This window comes from Burkholderia sp. 4NA327C6 (assembly GCF_005502655.1).
Classification (GTDB): domain Bacteria; phylum Pseudomonadota; class Gammaproteobacteria; order Burkholderiales; family Burkholderiaceae; genus Burkholderia; species Burkholderia contaminans.
Genome location: NZ_SCNZ01000034.1, coordinates 72,547 through 92,925 on the forward strand (window position 1 = coordinate 72,547; position 20,379 = coordinate 92,925).

Here is a 20,379-nt window from a genome sequence, read left to right on the forward strand (position 1 = left end):
ATTGGGCGGAGGTCGTGCGTGAATAGGGAATCGTGGCTACTGAATGACCAAGTGGTTCGACCGTGTATGCCAACCGCGCGATCGAACCCGGGCACACGTGAACGCCGCATTGTCCGGCGACAACGCCATCATTCGGAAAGCCGGCCCGGGCGACTCCGCACCGTTGCAGGACGTCTGGCGCGATCGCGCAGTGATCTTGGCGCAGCGCATGCACGCCAGGGGTGTCGGCGCGTACGACACGTTTGCCGTGACGGACGAGATCGGCCGATACACGAGGGCGGAAACCGTCTCGGCAGCCGGCGAGCAGACGTTGATGTTTGCGTGCTTCCCGACGGTTAGCGGCCGGCAGATGTTGTTGGACAGCAGCGCGCGTCAGATCGTCGGGGTGTCGAAGGTCATTCTTCGCGACAAGTCGACAACTGTGCGAAGTCCGGGCCGACTTTATGGCGCGTGCATCGAGACGACATAGATTCGGCTTGCGGCGGAGTCGAGGCAAGCAGGGCGGGTAGGTGTTGTCGCATCGCCCGCGTCGCCGATGGAAAGGTACCCGTTTATGGGGGCGTGATTCGTTGCGCTGCCGGATTTTGAACCGATACGAGCGTTTCAATGGCTTCCACACTTCATGACTTACCCGACAGTCCCTGCGTCGGTGTGTGCTCGACGTTGTTCGACGATGTCTGCAAGGGATGCGGCCGAACGGCCGACGAGGTCTCGCACTGGGTTTTCATGAACGATGACGATAAACACGCGATATGGGAACGCATCCGGCACGAGTGCACGGCGATGCGATTCCGTCGCGACGGACGGTGAATCGCCAGGAGCGGCGTTCCGGATGACAGGGGCACGCTCGAAGAGCATATCCAAGCCGTGATCGAAACGCGCGACTTTGTCCCGAAGGATGAACCGGCGAAATCGGCGCAAATGAAAGCAGTTAAAAAAGTTGTTACGTGACAACCGTGCGACGTCGTCGCGACTTTATATACTGAATTATTGCACCCGTTCCCCGAGGCGAATCTTCGATTCGCGGCCACGGACGCTTGTCTTCATGTGGAACGGGCATGTCGCCCTGCCTTCTCAGGTACCCCGACGAACACCCACGCGCGCCCATCATCCATGTCCGCATGTTTACGGCAAAACGCCTATAATGATTGGGCAAATTGCCGGGAGAGGTCATGAGCACCATTGCTTTCCATCCTTCGGGCGTCGCGCATCCGCGCCAGGCCGAATTCACGATTCTCGAACAGCTGCTGGCGATCCGTGTCCGATCGGGGGCCGATCTTGCCGAGCTGGCGAGCGCACGCGTCGACGTCTCGGTGATCGACCGGCTGTCCGAGCGCGGTCTGAAATCCGACGAGCTGGCCTTCATCATTCCGCGTCGCACGCTGAGCCATCGTCGTCAGGCGCACGAACGCCTGTCGCAGGAAGAATCCGACAAGGCGATCCGTCTCGCGCGCATCGTCGCGCAGGCGACGGCCACGTTCGGCGACCAGGAGAAGGCGATGGCGTGGCTGCGCAACGGGCTTCAGCGCTTCGGCGGCCGCACGTCGCTCGACATGGCGAGCACCGAGCATGGCGCGCGGCTCGTCGAGGAAGTCCTCACGCAGATCGACGAGGGGTACTTCGCTTGACGACGCTGTGGCGGATCAGCAATTTCGCCGACCTGAAAGGCATCGGCGGGTTGCGCGCCGGCGGGCGCTGGCATTTTGCCGGGCAGCCCGTCGTGTATCTCGCCGAGCATCCGGCCCTCGCGCTGCTCGAGACACTCGTTCATTTCGAAATCGCCACGGTCGCGCAATTGCCTAGCGGCTACCAGTTGCTTCGCATCGAGGTGGCCGATTCGGTCGATGTCGCCGAAATTGCGGAGGGCGACGCGCCTGACGACTGGCGAACCAACGTCGACTGGACCCGCAGCGCCGGCACCGAGTGGCTGCACACGCAGCCGAGCGCGCTGCTGCGCGTGCCGAGCGTCGTCGTGCCGCACGCGCACAACTTCCTGCTGAATCCGCTGCATCCGGCCGCTTCCGGGGTCCGTGTCGCGGAAGTCATGCAATCGCCGTACGACACCCGGATTCTGCGGCTGATCCAGTCGCCGCCGGGCGAATAGGGCGCCGAACCACACGCGGCCCGCGCCGAGCGCGGGCCGGATCAGCGCTCGTGTGCGGCGCGATCCGCGGCCGCATCGGTCGGCAGCGTCTGCCGGATCCGCGTGACCGTTCGCGTGCTGACGAGACCGAGCATTGCACTGACGTCGGCATGCGCGTGGCCTGCAAGCAACTGGCGGCGCGCATACGTATTGCGCAGCACGCGCGGGCTCATGTCCGCCGCGTGGAAGCCGATCGCGGTCAGCGCGTCGCGCACCACGAGCAGCAGGAACATGTCGTTCATCGCGCCACCGCCGCGCGGCGCGGGAAACAGCAACGCGGAGGGCGGTGTGTCTGCCGAGCGCACGCGCCAGGCGGCAAGCGGCGCCAGTGCAAACTCGGCGAGCGTGATTCGGCGCGCCGGCCGCGCGCGATCGCGCGGCACGGAGAGCGCAGGCGGCTGCGCGTCGAGATCAGGTGCGTCGCAGGTGGTCGCTCGTATTTCGGCCGATGTGATGCCGCTCGCAAGCAGCAGCGCGACGATCGCGCGATTCCGGCAGTCGGTGGGTGTGTCGTTTGCTCGCGGCTGCACGTGGCGCTGCAGCGCCGCGTCGGCATCAGGCGGCAGATAGCACGGCTCGGGCTCGCCGTCCGGCCACGCGAAATCGCGCGTCGTCCGGCCGGCCGGATGGATCGTGCGCACGCCGGCTTCGACCAGGTGCCGGCTCAGCCGGTCGATCAGTTTCGCGTAGCGCACGCGGGTCGACGTGCCGGGCGTGCAGGTGCGATCGAGTTCCGCCAGGAAGGCCGCGACGTGGTCGGGTCCGAACGTGGCCAGCGACACGCGTTGTGCGATCAGATAACGCAGGAACCGTTCGAACATCGCGACGTGCTGCACGACCGATCGCGGCGCGAACGGCTGGCGATCGGCGCCGGTCGCGGTGGTTTCCTGCCACGCGCGGAAGGTGCCAACGGGGTCGTGAATCCAGCGATTCGTGTCCATGCACGATTTATAGCCGGCCGCGGTCACGCCCGCAATCGCTACGATGTTCTGTTGGCCGCCCGGCCCGTTGCAAGCGACGTATCAGTGCGCGGTGCGCGCGTCGTCGATGCCGTCGTTGTTCATCGTCAGGTAGACCAGCACGAGCAGCAGCGTGATGAAGAAGCGGAACGCGTCCGGCACGCCGTTCCATTGCTTCGACATCCACATGCCGAACCACTCGCCGCCGACCGACATGAAGGCGACCTGCCACGTGAGGAAGCCGAGCGTCAGGCCGGCGATCGCATACGCCTTGGCCGCGCGGAATGCCGTATCGCCGCCGCGTCGCGCGCGCAGCAGGCGGACACCGCCGATCCAGCACAGCACGGCCGTCAGCGTTTCCATCGAGATGATGCCGATATAGCCGGCGTGATGAACCCACGTCGTGCCGATTGCGCGATACATGATCCCGTTGCCGGGGAACGTCGTGTCCATCAGGAACACGTGATGCACGAACGCGAAATTCGTCGCGTAGTCGGTCATGTTGCCGAACGCGACGAGCGACGCGAAAAAGGCCATGGCAAGCACCATGGCTGCCTTGGAAAGACGAACCATCATAATGGACTCCGAAGTGAACGGGCAGGCGAAAGCGCGACCGCGCGGCGATCAACCGGCGTTCGGGGCGATACCTGCGTGAGCGTGTCCGGCGGGGCCGGCGGTTTGCGTGCGTGGCACGGCGGCGCGGAGATCGGGACTGGAAAACCTGAAGCCGGGGCGGCGTCGAGGAGACGCACGCGCCGGCTGGATCGAGTGCCCGCGCCAGGAGGGAGCGGCGATTGTCGGTCGAACCACGAGTGTCGTCAAGCGGGGGCACTGCCGGCCGTCGCCGTCGCCGTCATGCGTCGCGCGAAGGCGCAGTTGCCGCTGCCGTTCCCGTTTGTCCGCTCAGTCGCGCCAATGCAGCGAACGCCAGTTGTGTCGCGATGGCCGCGAGGGTGCCGGCCGCCATGCCGTTGCCGAGCACGATCTGCACCGGTGAGCCGAAATGGCGATACAGGTTCGGCACCAGGATCGGTGCAAGTCCGACGACGAGCGCGGCCGCGAGCGTGTACTGGTTGGTGCGCGCGTGCAGGTCGATGCTGGCGAGCAGCCGGATGCCCATCACGCCGATCATCGCGAACACGACCAGCGCGGTGCCGCCGACCACGGCGGCCGGAATCGCATACGCGAGCCGCGCGAGCGGGGCGAACAGCGCGATGACGATCAGGATCGCGCCGGCCGCAGCCGTTACGTAGCGTGAGCGCACGCCGGTCGTCTGCACGACACCGATATTCTCGGCGCTGGTTACGATCAGCGGCGTGCCGAACAACGCGCCGGCGAGCGACGCCAGTGCATCGCCGCGTATCGTCTTCGGCACGTCGCGCGACAGCGAGATCGCCTTGCCGCAGGTTTCGCCGACGGCAACCGTCTGCGCGGTGGCCTCGGCCATCGAGATCGCGGTGAAGATCAACAGCGGCAGCGCGGCCAGCACGTCGAAGCGGGGCATTCCGAACGGCAGCCATACCGGATGCGTGAACAGCGGGCCGTGCCACACGTCGGCGAGCGCCGGCATTGCATCGAGCGCCCAGCCGAGCGTTGCGCCGGCCATCAGGCCGATCAGCACCGCGAGTCGTCCGAGTGTGCCGCGGAACGCACCGGCCACGACGACGGTGGCGACGATCGTCGCCAGCGCAAGACCCAGCGCGCGCGGCTGCGCGAAATCGGCCGAACCGGGCTGGCCGACGACGATCGTCGCGTAGATCCGGATCAGGTTGACCGACACGAGCAGCAGCATCGCACCGACGACGATGCGTGGAAAGAGCCGCAGGCAGCGCGTGAAGACGGGCAACAGCACCCAGTAGAACGCGCTGGCGAGCAACGCCGAGCCGGCTGCCGTCGGCAGCCCCGATTGCGCGGCGATGCCGGCGAACAGCATCGTCGGTGCGCCGCCGGGCACCATCACGAACGGCATGCGTGCGCCGATCGGCCCGGCGCCGAGCGACTGGAGCAGCGTGCCGATCCCGCACGCGAAGAACGTCGCGCCGATCAGCTGGACCGTCAGGTCCGCCGGCAGCGCGAGCACTTTTGCGATCAGGAACACGGCCGTGATCGGGGACGCGGCCATCGACAGCACGTGCTGCAGCCCGAACAGCGCGAGCTGCCAGGCGGGCAGCCGTGCGTCGACGGGCGGTGAGATCGGATCGTGCGACACGGCAGGCCCCCAGGATGCGAACGGCGACGAGCGCCGGAAACGGCGGTGAACGGAAGGTCAGGCCCGCAGCCAGGGCAGTTGCTCGGCGCTGTAGCGGAACGTCTGGAACACGCTGTTCAACTGGCCTGGGCCGGTCTTGCGCGCGGCTTCGTCCGGGTATTCGGCGAACCACGGGATCACGTATTCCCAGACGACCTCGCCGGCGGGCGTCACTTCGAAAAGCCGCCCCGTCGACGATTCGGTGACGTGCGTGTTGCCGTTCGGCAAGCGTTGCGCGTTGCCCATGAACGGCGTGTAGAACAGGTTCACGACGTCGTCCGCGTACGACCACACGACGCGCTGCGTTGCAGGATCGATCTCGACCACACGCGAGAACACCACATGCGCGCCGTGGCGGAAATTGCCGTTGTCGAACGCGAGGATGTTGCCGTTCGCGAGCGGCACCGGCGCATGCTGGTGCGACACGACGTCAGGACCGATGTGCAGGTCGACGCGGCCGGTTTCGCGGTTCACGCCGATGATGCCCGACGTCGTGCGCAGGCTCATCAGCACACGGCCGTTCGCATCGACCGCGAGGCCGTTGACGAGTGGCCAGTGATAGCGCCCGAAGCCGGCCGCGATCGGGAAATCTTCGGGCTGCAGATGGTCGCGCGCGTGCCATTCCCAGACGATCTGCCCGGCCCGGTTCACTTCGCGGATCACGTCCGCATACATCACCTCGTCGTCGCCGTGCGGCGTGCCGCCCGGCACGCGCTGCGCGAACGCGGCGTCGACCGGTTCGCATGCGGCGTAGAGCAGGTTGCCGTTCGGCAGCCATTGCGCATCGTGATGGTGCGCGGGATCCTCGTAGCGCCATACGGTTTCGCCTTCCGGCGTGACTTCGTAGAAGTCGCCGCCATGCCACATCGACCACGGCGCATAACGCGATTCGGATTGCGGATGGTTGCCGTTGTAGCCGAGGTTGCCATTCGGGAGGATCACCGCATGGCGGCCGGGGCGCACTGGCATCTTCCACTGATGCACGACTTCGCCGTCGATGCCGACGAGATAGACGTTGCCACCGGCCGTCTGCGGCGCGATGAGCGTATAGCCGCCCGCGGAAAGTGCGCGATCGTGGGCGATGAGGCCGACGCCACGGCGGCGCTGGGTAATCTGGTCGACGGTTGTCACTGCGGTCTCCATTCGAATCGGGTACGGGTATGCAGCGGAATCTAGACGATCCGGACGGTCAGTAAAATCGGATTATTCTTGACGGCCTGTTCGGAAAAATCTAACGGATCCTTCATGCGTTCGATATCGCAGACATTCCGCTGTTTCGACGAAGTCGCCAGGCGCGGCTCGATTCGCAAGGCAGCCGACGCGCTGCACCTGACCGCTGCGGCGGTGCACCAGCAGATCCGCAATCTCGAGGAGCAGGTCGGCGTCCCGCTGTTCGACCGGCTGCCGCGCGGCATGCAGTTGACGCTCGCCGGCGAGATCGTGATCGCGGCCGTGCGGCGCGGCCAGCGCGATTTCGACAATGCGCTCACGCAGGTCGAGGACCTGCGCGCGCTGCGGCGCGGGCACGTGAACCTGGCGGTGCCCGCGTCGACCGCGGAAAAGCTCGTGCCCGACGCGATCCTCGCCGCGATGCAGCGCTATCCGGGTGTCACGTACAGCGTGCGTTCGGGAAACGGCGAGAGCATCGTGCGCTGGGTCGAGACGGGCGAAGCCGACATCGGCTATGCGCTGCGCCGGCGCACGTCGGCGGGTGTCGTCGAGGTGCGCGCGTTCGCTCAGCCGCTGGGTGTCGTCACGGCGCCCGGCCATCCGCTTGCGGCGTCAGGCGGCAAGGTGCGGCTGCGCGACTGCTTCGCGCAGCCGCTGATCCTGATGACGCCCGACACGGAGCTGCGTGCGATGTTCGACCAGATCGATGCGCGACAGCCGCGCAACGTGCGGCCGCTGGTCGAGACGGGTTCGGTGCCGATGGTGCGGCGCCTCGCGGCCGAAGGCGCGGGCGTCGGCTTCCTGATCGCCGAGAACGTCGCGGACGACGTGGCCGCCGGCCGGCTTGCATGGACGCCGCTTGCCGATGCGGGCGCGCGCTCGTTCAGCTGCATCTATCAACGGGCCGATATGAGCGCGACCGTCGCGATGACGATGTTCCTCGAGTTCTTCTCCGAGGCGATCGAGGCGATGGAGAGCGGCTTCGCGCGCGACGGCCGGCCAGCCGGCAAGCGCCGTCGGGCACCAAGGTAACGGCGTCGCGACATCGGGCGCGCGAGTGCATCGCACTGCGATGCAGTGCAGCACGCGAACCCGCGTGCGAAATCGGTGACGTTGCATACACAACATACGGCCGCGCAACGCCATTCCCTTATTGCGGAAAAAATTCTGTTCGTGGGACTATCGAACGCGTTGCCGGCGCACCGAGGGGGCGCAGGCGGCGTGATGTCCATCGCAACGACCTACAAGAACATCGGCAGACAATGAACAGAACAGCGATTTTTCCGTATGCGTCCGCATTGCTCGCGGCTGCCCTGTTGACGGCGTGCGGCGGCGACGTCGAGAGCGAAGCAGGTCGCACGCCGACATCCTCCACCGATGCGAGTTGCCTCGCAGTCGACAACAGCGGCGCGACGGTCGTGGTGGGCTCGAACCAGCCGGGCGACCCGTCGCTGCCGGAAGCGTCGTCGGGCTATCGCACCGGGATGAAGCCGGTTTATGCGAAGACCTATCTGGTGGCCACGTCGAACGCGTACGCGAGCGCGGCCGGCTGCGCGGTGCTGAAGAAGGGCGGTACGGCCGCCGACGCGGCGGTCGCCGTACAGGCGGTGCTCGGCCTGACCGTGCCCGAGGCGACGGGCCTCGGGTCCGGCGGCGTGCTGCTCTACTACGATGCGCGCGGCAAGACGCTGCAGGCGTACGACGGCCGGGAAACCGCGCCGGCGGCCGCGACGGAGAACTATCTGCGCTACGTCGATGACGCGACCGACCGGTCCGCGCCGCTGCCGAACGCACGCGCGAGTGGCCGCTCGATCGGCACGATCGGCGTGCCGAGGCTGATCGAGGCACTGCAGCAGGATCACGGCCGCCTGCCGTGGCAGAACCTGTTCGGCGATGCGATCACGCTCGCGACCAACGGCTTCCCGATCGGTGGCCGGCTCGCCGACGCGATCGCGGCGAACGCCGCGAACCTGAAGCGCGACCCCGAGGCCGCCGCGTATTTCCTGAACGCCGACGGGACGCCGAAGACGCTCGGCACCGTGCTGAAGAATCCGGCCTATGCGCGCACGCTGACGCTGATGGCGCAGTCGGGTGCGAACGCGCTGTACACGGGGCAGATCGCGCAGGACATCGTTTCCAAGATCGCGACGACGAAGGGCGCGGACGGGTCGACGCTCACGCCGGGCAAGACGACCGTAGCCGACCTGGCCGCGTACCAGGCGAAGCGCCGCGAGCCGGTGTGCACGACCTATCGCAGCTACTGGGTATGCGGGATGCCGCCGCCGTCGTCGGGCGGCATCGCGGTCGCGTCGGCGCTCGGCATGCTCGAGAATTACGACCTGAAGTCGCTGAAGCCGACGGCGATCGATCTCGAAGGCGGCAAGCCGACCGTCGCGGGCGTGCACCTCGTCACCGAGGCGGAACGGCTCGCGTATGCCGACCGCGACAAATACGTGGCCGATACGGATTTCGTACCGCTGCCGGGCGGCACGTGGAATACGCTGCTGAACAAGCCGTACCTGAAATCGCGCGCGGCGCTGATCGATCCGGCCAGGAGCATGGGCACCGCACAGCCCGGCAACCTCGGCGCGGTGCCGCTCGGTGTCGACACGACGCTGATCGAGCACGGCACGAACCAGTTCACGATCGTCGACGGCGACGGCAACGTGCTGAGCGCGACGACGACGGTCGAATCGAGCATGGGTTCGTTCCACATGACCCATGGCTTCCTGCTGAACAACCAGTTGACCGATTTTTCGGCGAACCCGGTCGATAGCGCGGGCAATCCGGTGGCCAACCGCCTGCAGCCGGGCAAGCGGCCGCGCAGCTCGATGGCGCCGACGATCGTGTTCGGGCAGGCCGCGGACGGCTCGCGTGGCGATTTCGTGATGGCGACCGGTTCGCCTGGCGGCGGCACGATTCCGCAGTACGTGGTCAAGACGCTCGTCGGTGCGCTCGACTGGGGGCTCGACGCGCAGCAGTCGGCGGGGCTCGTCGACTTCGGCGCGAGCAACAGCCCGACGACCACGATCGGCGGCGAGCATCCGAACGTCAACACGACGAACAACGGAGCGAACGATCCGCTGATCGCGGGGCTGCTCGCGCTCGGGCACAAGGTATCGACGTCCGCGCAGGCGAGCGGCGTCAATACCGTGATGCGCGTAACGGTCGGCCAGTCGCCCGCGTTGCAGGGCGGCACCGATCCGCGGCGTGAAGGCGTCGTGCTCGGCGATACGTTCCGACCGTAACCGGGCAGGGCGCGCGGCCCCGAACTGCCTGTATGCATCATCGGGCGGTCGGGGCCGCGCATCGTGAAGGAGTCGCAATGACGAACGCGCATCTGCTTGAAATGGACGCCATCCTGTCGGCGCCGGGCTTTTTCGATTTCCTCGCCGACCTGGATTGCGATCGCGCACTGGACAGTCGCGATGCCGAGCCGTTCGATGCGCAGTGGATGGCGTCGTTCGACGAAGTCGACGGCGATCCAGGCGCAGCCGTCGACCGGCCGGCCGTGAGCGCGCTGAGGGAAAAAGCGTTCAAGCTTGCGTTCGGTGCCGCGGGGAACGCCGGTGTGGCGGCTTGCGTATCCGACGATATCGAACTCATCGCGAGGAGCCGGTTGTCGGGCCGCACCGACGGTTGGCCGATACACTTTCTCTGGAATGCTTATCGAAGCGGCCGGTTTCCCTGCTAGCCGTTTTGTCTGCCTGGTTTCCCGATCCGCCGCGATGCGCAGCGATCCGTCGCTTCTCCGTCGTGTAATGCCCCGCGCGGCACGTCTCCAGCGTCACGCCGTCCACTGGTCAATCCCGTTGCAAGCCCCCGATTGTCAAACTATGTGAGGCAATCGTCAGCATTTGCAACGGAAGTAACAGTCCCCGCAAATCAGTCGTTTTGCTCGGCCGCGCCGCTACATTAGCTCCACCTGCCGCATGTCGCGGCAAGGCATGCGACAAGCCGCACGAAGGCGGCCCGCAGCAACAACGTCTTTGGGGAGAATGACCATGAACAAGATTCGTACGATTCTGCTGGGTGCTGCACTGACGGCGATGGCGACTTCGGCTGCGTTCGCACAGACGGCCCAGACCGGCGCCCAGGGTTCCGCAGGTGTCGGCGCGCAGGTTCAGACGCCGCTGCTCGGCGGCGGCGTGGGCGTGCAGGCCGGCGCCGGCGCGAATGCGGCAGGCTCGGGTTCGGGCGCGGGCAACGCCGTCGGCGGCGCGCTGAGCGGCGTCGGCAAGACGGTCGGCGGCGTGGGCTCGGCAGCCGGCGACGCGGTTGGCGGCGCGACGCATGCAGTCGGTTCGGCAGCGGGCACGGCGAAGGATGCCGCAGCGTCGGCCGTCCACTCGACGAAATCGCACGTGAAGCACGTCGCAGGCACGGCGAAGAGCCACGCGCAAGGCGCGGTGTCGACCGTGGGCGACGTAGCCGGCGGCGCGAAGGCGAAGGCCGGCGAGGCGCTCGAAGGCACGACGAACGCGGTGCAGGGCGGTGCATCGGTCGGCGTGAAGGGTTCGGCGTCGGCGCAAGGCGGCGCGCTGTAAGCGTTACGCTTCCCGACACGGCCCGGCCCGCTTCGACGCGGGCCGGGCCGTTTTTATTGGCGCGCGGCGCGTCGTTCATCCCGTCCTCGATACGGGGATGCGTCGGCGTTCGCCACCCATCCGGCGCCGCGACGAGCCTGATGCCCGCCGGCACGAACCGGCGGCGTGCGGCGTGCGTGCCCCCTGCCCATCGCCCTCCCGCCATGCTTAAATAGCGAGGCTCCCCGTTGCCGGGCCGCCGCGATCGCGGCGCCGGCCGATTCGGGCCAGCATGTCCGATCGACATCGTGACGACAGACGACACCAAAACGCCGTTCCGGCCAGTCCGGTGCGGCCCGATAACATTCCGAGGCCTCACGTCATGACCATCCTGTTCCGTCTTCTCGCGCTCGCCTGCGCGCTCTGGCTGGCTGGCTGCCTGCGCAGCGCCGCCCCCGCCGTCCGGCAGTACCAGCGCATCCGCCGCCGCGCCGGACGCCAGCGAACGCCGCGGGCTCGGCACTGCATGGGGCGAGTCGGTGCGATCCGAAACCCGTCAGGTTGAATTCGAACGCGCGGATCCGGCGAAGCCGACGGATCTCGCATCGATCTACTACAACGATGCGTTGCCCGGACATCTTTCCGCGTCCCAGGTTCGCCGGTTGCCGACCCGCGTCGCGCTCGCCAACGGCGACATCGCGCTGTCGTTCACGGACGAAAAGGGCGCGCCGCTGCGTCTCGCGCGCAACGACGGCCGCTGGCACATGGCGGGCATCGAAGGTTCGCGCTACATGATCGTGCTGCGCAACCAGGGGCGCCGTACGTTCGAGATCGTGTCGAGCGTCGACGGGCTCGACGTGCTGTCGGGGCGGCCCGGCAGCTATACGAACGGCGGTTACGTGCTGTATCCGGGCCGCACGCTGACGATCGAGGGTTTCCGCAAGAGCCGCGACGAAGTCGCCGCGTTCCGCTTCGCGGCGGTGCCCGACAGCTATGTCGCGAATTCGAAGTACGGCGATGCCGCGAATGTCGGCGTGATCGGCGTCGCGGTGTTCGCGCAGAAGGAGAACGAAGAGGAGGCGCTGCGCCGCAACGCGAATCCGTTCCCCGGCAACGACAACGGCTATGCACCGCCGCCAGTGCCGCGCGGCGAATGACGGCACCGCGCGGGGTGATCCTGGATCGGGGCTGTCCGGACACCACGCCGGCGCACGCAATGAACTTCACGACCATCCTGCGCGATTCATGCGGACACGGATCATTCCGACGAAATCGATTGCGTTGAAGCTCGCGGCGCTGGCGCTGCTGGCCTCGAATGCGGCCGTTTCCTTCGCCGAAACGCCGACACCTGAATCGGTGCGGCTCGCCAACGGTCACGAGATCGAATGCCCTACCTGGCGATCGCATGGCGCGACGACCCGGTCGGCCTCGACATCCGGTGGGAATCTCTCGCGCACGGCGGTGCAACGCATCGCGTCTATCGTTTCGTGAACGGCACGTTTGTCGAGAACGAGATTCCGCAGTAACGCGGCCGGGCTGCGGCACAATGGCCGTTCGAATTCGCATCGCGTGCGTCCCCACCATCCGGATCGACGGAGCGCCTTATGTCGTTACCCGCTTTCAGGTACCATCCCGACCCGCTGGCAACGGGCAGCGTGATCCGCTCGGACGCGCGCTGCGTATGTTGCGGCGATGCGCGTGGGTACGTGTACGCCGGCCCTGTGTATGCGGTCGACGAGTATGAGCAATGCATCTGCCCGTGGTGCATCGCCGACGGCTCGGCGCACGCGCGGCTCGACGCAGTCTTTACCGATACGTACGGCATCGGCGGCGGCGAATGGGATGAAGTGCCCGACGCGGTCGTCGACGAAATCGCCTGTCGCACGCCGGGCTTTCAGGGCTGGCAGCAGGAACGGTGGTGGACGCATTGCGGCGATGGCGGGCAGTTCATCGGCCGTGCGGGTGCCGGCGAACTGACCGCGCTCGGCCCGCAGGCTATTGTGTCGATTCGGGAATCGACCGGACTCGACGAGGGTGCCGAGTGGGAGCGCTTCTTCGCCGTACTCGACAAGGATGGCTCGCCGACAGCGTATATGTTTCGCTGTATCCATTGCGGCGAACTCGGCGGCTACCAGGATTGCGATTGATGGCCCGGCTGGCGGCATTGCACGGCGATCGCCGGCCCCCTCGTCATGAAACAAAGGAATCTTCGTGAAGTTCATCCACGCGGCAGACATACACCTTGACAGCCCGTTGCATGGCCTGAGCGCGTATCCCGACGCGCCGGCCGCGCAGTTGCGCAACGCGTCGCGCGAGGCGCTGCGGCAACTCGTGGATCGTGCGATCGAAGAGGAAGTCGCGTTCCTCGTGATCGCCGGCGACCTGTACGACGGCGACTGGAAGGACCACAACACGGGCATCTTCTTCGGCCAGCAGATGGGGCGCCTGCGCAAGGCCGGCATCCGCGCGTTCGTCCTCGGCGGCAACCACGATGCCGAAAGCGAGATGACGAAGAAGCTGACGCTGCCCGACAACGTCACCGTGTTCGGCCACCGCAAGGCGGAAACCCACACGCTGCCTGAATTCGACGTCGCGCTGCACGGGCAGAGCTTCAAGGACAAGGCCGTCGTCGACAATCTCGCGATCGGCTATCCGGATCCGGTGCCCGGTTACTACAACATCGGCGTGCTGCACACGGCGCTCGAAGGCTATGCGGCGCACGCGAACTACGCGCCGTGCACGCTGGCCGAACTCCACGCGAAAGGCTACGACTACTGGGCGCTTGGCCACGTGCACGAATTCCAGCAATGGTCGGGGCCGTCCACGGTGGTGTTTCCCGGCAACCTGCAGGGGCGCCATATCCGCGAGACGGGCCGCCGCGGCGCGGTGCTGGTGACGGTCGAGCAGGGCCGCACGCAGGTCGAGCGGCTGTATCTCGACGTGCTGCGCTGGGAAGCCGTGACGGTCGACGCGTCGGATTGCTTCACCGTCGCAGACCTGTCCAGAAAGGTCGGTCAGTCGCTGGAAGCGCTGCTGGCCGTCGACGGCCATGTGCCGCGCGCGGTGCGCGTGACGGTCACGGGGCGCACACCCGCGCATGGCCTCTTTTTCGGCCGTGCGCCGCAGTTGCGCGCGGAGGTGCTGAACCAGATCGGCATGATCGGCAACGAGCGGCTGTGGCTCGAGAAGGTTCGGCTCGCGACGTCCGCAGCCGATCACCAGTCGGGCGAAAGCGAGCAGCTCGAAGCGCTGGAGGACCTGAAGCAGATCCTGGCCGACGCTGCGCGCGATCCGGATTTCCTCGAACTGCTCGAACGCGACCTGAAGCCGTTCGTCGGCAAGGTGCGCAGCGACGTGAAGGAAGAGGTGCCGTTGTTGACGATGGCGCGCGCGGGCGAACTTACCGCACTCGTCGAGCAAGTCGGGCCTGCGTTGCTCGCGCGGCTGGCGAGGGGGGAGTAAGCGATGCGGATCAACCGGCTCGATCTGATCAAGTACGGCAAGTTCACCGACGAGACGCTGCGATTCCCGTCGGCCGGCGAGGATTTCCATGTGATCGTGGGGCCGAACGAGGCCGGCAAGTCTACGATCCGCACGGCCGTGTCCGAGCTGCTGTTCGGGATGAAGCTGCAGACCCCGCTCGATTTCCTGCACAGCACGCCCGAACTGCGGATCGGCGGCGTGCTGGAGAGCGCTACGGGCGAACTCGCGTTCCACCGTGCGCGCGGGCGCAGTCCGCTGCGCACACCCGCCGACGACAAGCTGCCCGACGACTATCTGGCAGCCGTCCTCGACGGCGCCACGCGCGAATTCTTCGAGCAGATGTTCGGGCTCGATCACGGGCGTCTGGTCGACGGCGGCCGGAGCATTCTCGACGCATCCGACAAGCTCGGCCAGGTGCTGTTCGAATCGGCTGCCGGTGTCGGCAGTCTCGGGCCGGTGCGTGAGGAGCTCGATGCGCGTTCCGTCGAGCTCTGGGCGCCGCGCCGCAGCGGCAGCGCGTTTGCGCTCGCGGAATCGTCGTTCAACGAAGCCGTGACCGAACTGAAGACGGTCCAGGTGCGCACGCGCGACTGGGTCGAACGCAAGGAGGCGCGCGAAGCGGTCGAACAGCAGATCGAGCAGGCACGCGCGGAACAGCGTCGGCTCGAAGCGCTGCGCTCGAAGCTCGAACGGGTGCGACGGCTGGCGCCATACCTGAAGGAGCTGACGGTCAAGGACGCGGCGCTGGCGGAGTTGGGGCCGGTCGTCGAGTTGCCGCCCACCGCGTATGCGGATCTGCTGAAGGCGCAGGGCGATCTCGCGGCCGAACAGAAGGTGCTCGAGGAGCGGCGTGCCGACCTGCTCGCGAAACGGCAGGCGCGCGATGCGATCGAAGCCGACGCCGACACGCTGGCGCTCGAAGCCGACATTGAAGCGCTCGATCGGCTGCGCGGCGCGTGCATGAATCATGCGCAGGATCTGCTGCTGCTCGGCGCGGATGTCGAGCGGCACCTGTCGGCCGCGTTTGCAGCGGCCGGCCAGCTCGACTGGCCGACGGACGAAGCGTCGCTGCGCGCGTCGCTGCCGACCGCGTTGTCGCTGAAGACGGTTGCAAACCTGTTGCGCGAACACGGTGCGCTGCACCAGGCGCTTGCCGGCGCGCGCGAATCGCTCGACGAACGTACGCGCGAGCTTGCGCAGGTGAGGGAACAACAGGCGCGCCTGCCGACCGTCGATGTGCCGGAGGCGCTGCGTGCGGCGTTGGCCGATGCACAGGGCTTTCGCAACAGTGGCCAGCGCGAGCAGGCACTCGAACAAGAAATCGCCGCCGCCGAACGCACGTTGTCCGGTGCACTCGATGCGCTCGGCCAGTGGCGCATGCCGGTCGATACGCTGCGTGCGCTCGACGTGCCGTCGGCGGCGCGGCTCGGCACGCTGCTGAAGGAGGACAGCGAACGCGCGAGCGCGGTCGCTGCTGCACGCGACGCGCGGGACGGCGCGCTCGAGGAGCTCGAGCGGCTCGAACTGCAGGAAAAGCACTTCGCGGAGAACCACAAGGTCGTCACGACCGCCGACGTGCTGGCGGCGCGCGCGCGACGCGACGGCGCGTGGGGCGATATCCGCAGCGGCGCGGTCGATCTCGCAACGGGCGCACCTGCGGTCGACGACGCTATCCGCCTTGCGGACGAACTCGTCGACGCACAGCTCGGCGCGACGCAGGCGGCCGCGACATTGCAGTCGTTGCGTCAGCAGGTCGAATCCGCACGTGCCGGCGTGACACGCAGGCAGGCCGCACTGGACGAGCGCGAGCGTGAGCTCGCCGCGCATCGCGACGCATGGGCTGCGCTCGCGACGACGGCCGCGGTGCCCGGCATGCCGCTGGCGGCGATGGGTGACTGGCTTGCAAAGCGCGACACGGTGTTCGCCGCGCAGGCCGACCTTGACCGGCTGCGCCGCGAATTCGACACGATTCGCGCCGCGCGCGCGGGTGCCGAAACCACGCTGCGCACGGCACTGCGTACCGTGTCGCGAGGCGGTGAGTCGGATGGCCTGGCGGCGCTCGTCGCGATCGCCGAGACTTTCGTACAGTCGGCCGAGAAAGCGCTCGCGCAGCAGGACAGCCTGGAGGATCGCGCGCGGGAGGCGGAACGCGGATGCGCGACGGCACAGTCGCGTGCCGGCCACGCGCAGTCGGCCTACGATGCGTGGCATGCGCAATGGCGCGACGCACTGGCCGACGCCAAGCTGTCCGCAAGCGCGGCGACGCTGGCTGCGGCGGAGGGCGCGCTCGAGCTCGCCAACACGGTGACGGCCGAACTGGCCGATGCCGATGCGCCGCGCAACCGGATCGCCGCGATCCGCGCCGAACTGGCCGCGCTGGAGGCGGGCGCGAGGCGGCTTGCCGAAGCGCTCGCGCCGGAATGGCTGGCGAGCGGCGACTGGCCGGACGTCGCGCGCCGGCTGACGATGCGCCTCGCGGCTGCCAGGGAAATCGCGCGCGCGATCGGTCGTGCCGACGACGCTGTTCGGCAGGCCGACGGCAAGGTCGCGGACGCGGCCGCCGCGGTGGCCGGTGCCGATGCGCGCATCCAGCCGCTGCTGCAACTGGCCGGCGTCGTGTCGATCGACGAGGCCCTGCCGCTGGCCGAACGCTCGGATCGCCGGCGCCAGCTTCGGCAGGCGGTCGATGCCGCCCACGAGGCGCTGGTGCGCGATGGTGACGGCCTGTCCCGGTCCGCCGTCGAAGCGGAAGTCGCGGAACAGGACATCGCCGACGTACCGGCGCACCTCGAAGCAGTGAAGCAGTCGCTCAGTGACGTCGGCAAGCGGCTGAACGAGCTTTCACAGCAGCAGGTCGTGGCCGATCAGGCGTTCAGCGCGATCGACGGTCAGTCGAACGCGGCCGTTGCGGAGTCGAAACGACAGGAAGCGCTGGCGGCGATGGGCGAAGCAGCCGAACAGTATTTGGAGGCGGCCACGGCGAGCCGGTTGCTGAAGTGGGCGACGGATCGCTACCGCGACCAGAAGCAGGGGCCGATGCTCAGGCGCGCGGGCGAGATTTTCGCCGGGCTCACGCTGGGCGAATTCGCGCGGTTGACCGTCGATACCGAACGGACGCCGCCCGCCCTGTATGCACGACGGACGAAGGGGGCATCGGTCGAGGTCGCCGGTTTGAGCGAAGGAACGCGAGACCAGTTGTTCCTCGCGCTGCGGATCGCGGCGCTGGAACTGCAGCTCGGTAGCCGGACTGCACTGCCGTTCGTCGCCGACGACCTGTTCATCAATTTCGACGACGCGCGTGCGAAGGCTGGCCTCGATGCGCTGCGCGATCTGTCGACGCGAACCCAGGTGCTGTTCCTGACGCACCACGACCATCTGCTGCCGCTCGTGAGGGATGTATTCGGCGCGCGAGTCAACGTGGTCGAACTGCAGCGCGCGCCGGCCGGTGCGTGACGCGGGGCGTGCGTGGATGCTGGCGCACGGGCGGGGTCATCGCGAACAGGTAGTATGTGCGGTTCCGAAATGCACGCGGCCGGTTCTGCCGGTCGCGGGTCAGGCCACACGAGGGGGGAATATGAAAAAGCTGGTAGCCGCCATCGCGTTCGCGGCGGACAAGCATCGCAATCAGCGGCGCAAGGACGAAGAAGCGTCGCCGTACATCAATCATCCGATCGCACTCGCCGACGTGCTGGCCAACGAGGCCGGCGTCGAGGACGAGCGCGTGATCGTCGCGGCCGTGCTGCACGACACGGTCGAGGATACCGAGACGACCGAGCAGGAATTGCTGCGGCTGTTCGGCAAGGACGTGGCGGACATCGTGATGGAAGTCACCGACGACAAGTCGCTGCCGAAGGAGGAGCGCAAGCGCCTGCAGGTCGAGCATGCGGCGACCATCAGCCGGCGCGCGAAGCTCGTGAAGCTGGCCGACAAGATCTGCAACTTGCGCGACATCGCGCGGCATCCGCCCGCGGATTGGCCGCTCGAACGCAAGCAGGCGTACTTCGACTGGGCGAAGTCGGTCGTCGATCCGATGCGCGGCGTACATCCCGGTCTCGAGGCGATCTTCGACGCCGCGTACGACGCACGGCCGGCGGACTGAGGCGCCCGCATGCGACCGGTTCGATCCGTCGGATCCGCCGCGCGGCAATCGCCGGCCGTGGCGGGGGTCGATGTGGGTGGCGAAAAGAAGCAGTGCGATCTCGTGATCCTGCGCGGGCCGACTGTCGTCTACCGCGAGGAACGTATCGCGCCCGAGGCGGTGCCTGCGCTGTGCCTCGCCCATGACGTCGTGGCCGTGGGTGTCGACGCACCGAGCCTGTGGTGGACGGGGAGCGGGCGCCGGGCGGCCGAACAGGCGCTCGCGCGCGAACGGATCTCGTGCTTTCCGACGCCGTCGCGGGAGCAGGCGGTGGCGAGCACGTCAGGCTTCTTCGACTGGATGTTCATGGGAGAGCGTGTCTACCGCGCGCTCGCGGATGCCTATCCGCTGCTGACCAGCGCCCGCTATGCGGGCGGGCGCGCGAGCTTCGAAACCTATCCTTATGCGATCACCTGCGCGATGCTGGGCAGGGCCGTCGCATCGGCGAAGCAGAAACGCAACCAGCGCCGGCAGTTGCTGGAACGACTGGGAGTCGACGTGTCGACGCTGAAGTCCGTCGATGCGCGAGACGCGACCCTTTGCGCGTTGACGGCGCAATGCGTCATCGACGGGAATGCGCACGCGTATGGCGATGCGGAGGGCGGATATATCCGCGTGCCGATCGTGAGCGAGACGATCGTTCTCGACGCGCTGTAGTCGCGTCGCGCGGCCCGGGCGACGGGCGTAGCGAAAAGGTGAGCTTTTGCGGGAGGGGCCTGGCCTGCTGGTCGGTGTGACGACTCACGCATCTCGGGCTGCGACTTTCGGCTGGCAAGCATCGGGATGGCTGGCGCACACGACATGACGCCGGTGCGCGACGCGAGCCCGAGCGGTGTGACTTAATCCTCGAGGATGGCTTTCGGCACGCTGGACAGGTCGCAGGCTTGAGCCTGTTCGAAGTAGCCTTCGGCATCGTCGATCATCACGACGGCGACGTCGATCAGCTCGTCGAGCCGTTGCAGCAGCGATTCACGCCATTCGATGTCTTCGTCGCGCTCGGGCGTCTTGTCCAGTTGCTCGATGATCGAGTCGGCCGTCTGCAGGAAAGGAATCGCCTGCTGATAGTTTTCGATCGAGACCATCGCCGCGTTGCGCGCGCCGACGAGTCGTTCGCGGTGCTCGTCCGCCAGTTCGGATTCGCCGCTGATCCGCGGCAATACATCCGAGATGCGTTGCAGAAGCGGGGGAGCCTGTTCTTCCAGGATGATGGCGCGCTCGCGCAGCGCGGCATATTCGGCGCGAAGGTCGGCGTCGCCGGGTTGAGTGGTGCTGTCCATCGTGGATATGAGTGCGTGGTTCGGTCGCGGCATGATACTCGACGGCACCCGATTCCTTGCTCGTTCCGCGACCTCCTGTATTGGGAGACGACGGATATATGTCACATCAATAGAGGATGGCTCGCGTTGCGTTACGCGGCCCGTCGAGCCCCAAGCCCCCGTGCGCGTCAGCGCACGGGGGCTTTTTCAAAATATTTTCACAAAGGGGCTTGCGTAGTCGGGGGTGCGTGCTTAGAATCACGCCTCTTTCGCGCTAACGGAAACACGGCGCGGAAGAGGGAAGCAGGGTTGGCGGTGTGCTGGAGTCTGAAGCGCGCCGCTAGCCTGGAAGTTGAGCCCCGCAGTCGCAACGATGTAGTGTAAAAAGTTGTTGACGAACTGCGAAATACGGTTCATAATCTCACTTCTCTGCTGCTGAAAACGCAGCGCTGCCGG

At 67.1% G+C, this 20,379-nt stretch carries 21 protein-coding genes; 15 read left to right on the top strand and 6 right to left on the bottom strand.

Going from position 1 to position 20,379, the window contains the following annotated elements; all coding sequences use genetic code 11:
• Positions 1 to 43 precede the first annotated feature (43 nt).
• From FFS49_RS28670 to FFS49_RS28685, 4 genes are all read left to right on the top strand, one after another.
• Positions 44 to 469 carry a catalase gene (locus FFS49_RS28670; RefSeq protein WP_105815927.1) on the top strand — a complete coding sequence of 142 codons (426 nt, stop codon included), beginning with the start codon at positions 44 to 46 and terminating at the stop codon, positions 467 to 469.
• Positions 470 to 606: 137 nt separating this feature from the next.
• Positions 607 to 810 (top strand): DUF1289 domain-containing protein, encoded by a 204-nt coding sequence (locus tag FFS49_RS28675; protein ID WP_105815928.1) that lies wholly within the window; start codon positions 607 to 609, stop codon positions 808 to 810.
• A 362-nt stretch (positions 811 to 1,172) separates the two neighbouring features.
• Positions 1,173 to 1,628 carry an antitoxin Xre/MbcA/ParS toxin-binding domain-containing protein gene (locus tag FFS49_RS28680; protein WP_039362838.1) on the top strand — a complete coding sequence of 152 codons (456 nt, stop codon included), beginning with the start codon at positions 1,173 to 1,175 and terminating at the stop codon, positions 1,626 to 1,628.
• Complete coding sequence (locus FFS49_RS28685; protein WP_105815929.1) at positions 1,625 to 2,104, top strand: RES family NAD+ phosphorylase; 480 nt, start codon at positions 1,625 to 1,627, stop codon at positions 2,102 to 2,104. The genes FFS49_RS28680 and FFS49_RS28685 overlap by 4 nt, the downstream gene beginning before the upstream one ends.
• A 41-nt stretch (positions 2,105 to 2,145) precedes the next feature.
• On the opposite strand, the gene FFS49_RS28690 is transcribed toward FFS49_RS28685, so the two are convergent.
• From FFS49_RS28690 to FFS49_RS28705, 4 genes are all read right to left on the bottom strand, one after another.
• The gene (locus FFS49_RS28690) at positions 2,146 to 3,084 is read right to left on the bottom strand and encodes an integrase (protein WP_105815930.1); all 939 of its coding nucleotides are present in this window, start codon (positions 3,082 to 3,084) and stop codon (positions 2,146 to 2,148) included.
• 81 nt (positions 3,085 to 3,165) lie between these two features.
• Positions 3,166 to 3,678, bottom strand: coding sequence for a DUF2165 domain-containing protein (locus FFS49_RS28695; protein ID WP_105815931.1), 513 nt, complete (start codon positions 3,676 to 3,678; stop codon positions 3,166 to 3,168).
• Between the two features lie 277 nt (positions 3,679 to 3,955).
• The gene (locus tag FFS49_RS28700) at positions 3,956 to 5,311 is read right to left on the bottom strand and encodes a uracil-xanthine permease family protein (RefSeq protein ID WP_105815932.1); all 1,356 of its coding nucleotides are present in this window, start codon (positions 5,309 to 5,311) and stop codon (positions 3,956 to 3,958) included.
• Between the two features lie 57 nt (positions 5,312 to 5,368).
• On the bottom strand, positions 5,369 to 6,493 hold the full coding sequence (locus FFS49_RS28705; RefSeq protein WP_105815933.1) for an aryl-sulfate sulfotransferase: 1,125 nt from the start codon (positions 6,491 to 6,493) through the stop codon (positions 5,369 to 5,371).
• A gap of 102 nt (positions 6,494 to 6,595) precedes the next feature.
• Between FFS49_RS28705 and FFS49_RS28710 the strand changes: the two genes are divergently transcribed.
• From FFS49_RS28710 to FFS49_RS28755, 11 genes are all read left to right on the top strand, one after another.
• Positions 6,596 to 7,552, top strand: coding sequence for a LysR family transcriptional regulator (locus FFS49_RS28710; protein ID WP_105815934.1), 957 nt, complete (start codon positions 6,596 to 6,598; stop codon positions 7,550 to 7,552).
• 230 nt (positions 7,553 to 7,782) lie between these two features.
• A complete protein-coding gene (locus tag FFS49_RS28715; protein WP_105815935.1) occupies positions 7,783 to 9,768 on the top strand; it encodes a gamma-glutamyltransferase family protein in 1,986 nt (661 codons plus the stop codon).
• A gap of 101 nt (positions 9,769 to 9,869) precedes the next feature.
• Positions 9,870 to 10,214, top strand: coding sequence for a hypothetical protein (locus tag FFS49_RS28720; protein ID WP_224755939.1), 345 nt, complete (start codon positions 9,870 to 9,872; stop codon positions 10,212 to 10,214).
• Between the two features lie 310 nt (positions 10,215 to 10,524).
• Complete coding sequence (locus tag FFS49_RS28725; RefSeq protein ID WP_039362854.1) at positions 10,525 to 11,067, top strand: hypothetical protein; 543 nt, start codon at positions 10,525 to 10,527, stop codon at positions 11,065 to 11,067.
• A gap of 518 nt (positions 11,068 to 11,585) precedes the next feature.
• Entirely contained in the window at positions 11,586 to 12,203 is a 618-nt protein-coding gene (locus FFS49_RS28730) for a hypothetical protein (RefSeq protein ID WP_224755940.1), read from the top strand.
• 228 nt (positions 12,204 to 12,431) lie between these two features.
• Positions 12,432 to 12,572 (top strand): hypothetical protein, encoded by a 141-nt coding sequence (locus tag FFS49_RS42135; protein WP_171026852.1) that lies wholly within the window; start codon positions 12,432 to 12,434, stop codon positions 12,570 to 12,572.
• Between the two features lie 78 nt (positions 12,573 to 12,650).
• Positions 12,651 to 13,193 carry a CbrC family protein gene (locus tag FFS49_RS28735; protein ID WP_039362809.1) on the top strand — a complete coding sequence of 181 codons (543 nt, stop codon included), beginning with the start codon at positions 12,651 to 12,653 and terminating at the stop codon, positions 13,191 to 13,193.
• A 64-nt stretch (positions 13,194 to 13,257) separates the two neighbouring features.
• Complete coding sequence (locus FFS49_RS28740) at positions 13,258 to 14,508, top strand: DNA repair exonuclease (protein ID WP_105815937.1); 1,251 nt, start codon at positions 13,258 to 13,260, stop codon at positions 14,506 to 14,508.
• A 3-nt stretch (positions 14,509 to 14,511) separates the two neighbouring features.
• Complete coding sequence (locus FFS49_RS28745; protein ID WP_105815938.1) at positions 14,512 to 17,982, top strand: YhaN family protein; 3,471 nt, start codon at positions 14,512 to 14,514, stop codon at positions 17,980 to 17,982.
• Between the two features lie 121 nt (positions 17,983 to 18,103).
• On the top strand, positions 18,104 to 18,628 hold the full coding sequence (locus FFS49_RS28750) for an HD domain-containing protein (protein ID WP_021161966.1): 525 nt from the start codon (positions 18,104 to 18,106) through the stop codon (positions 18,626 to 18,628).
• Between the two features lie 9 nt (positions 18,629 to 18,637).
• The gene (locus FFS49_RS28755) at positions 18,638 to 19,324 is read left to right on the top strand and encodes a DUF429 domain-containing protein (protein ID WP_105815939.1); all 687 of its coding nucleotides are present in this window, start codon (positions 18,638 to 18,640) and stop codon (positions 19,322 to 19,324) included.
• 182 nt (positions 19,325 to 19,506) lie between these two features.
• Here the strand turns inward: FFS49_RS28755 and FFS49_RS28760 are convergent, their stop codons facing one another.
• Positions 19,507 to 19,977 carry a hypothetical protein gene (locus FFS49_RS28760; protein WP_039362799.1) on the bottom strand — a complete coding sequence of 157 codons (471 nt, stop codon included), beginning with the start codon at positions 19,975 to 19,977 and terminating at the stop codon, positions 19,507 to 19,509.
• A 204-nt stretch (positions 19,978 to 20,181) separates the two neighbouring features.
• A partial coding sequence (locus FFS49_RS42415) for a hypothetical protein (RefSeq protein WP_212746065.1) occupies positions 20,182 to 20,379 on the bottom strand: 198 nt, incomplete at its 5' end.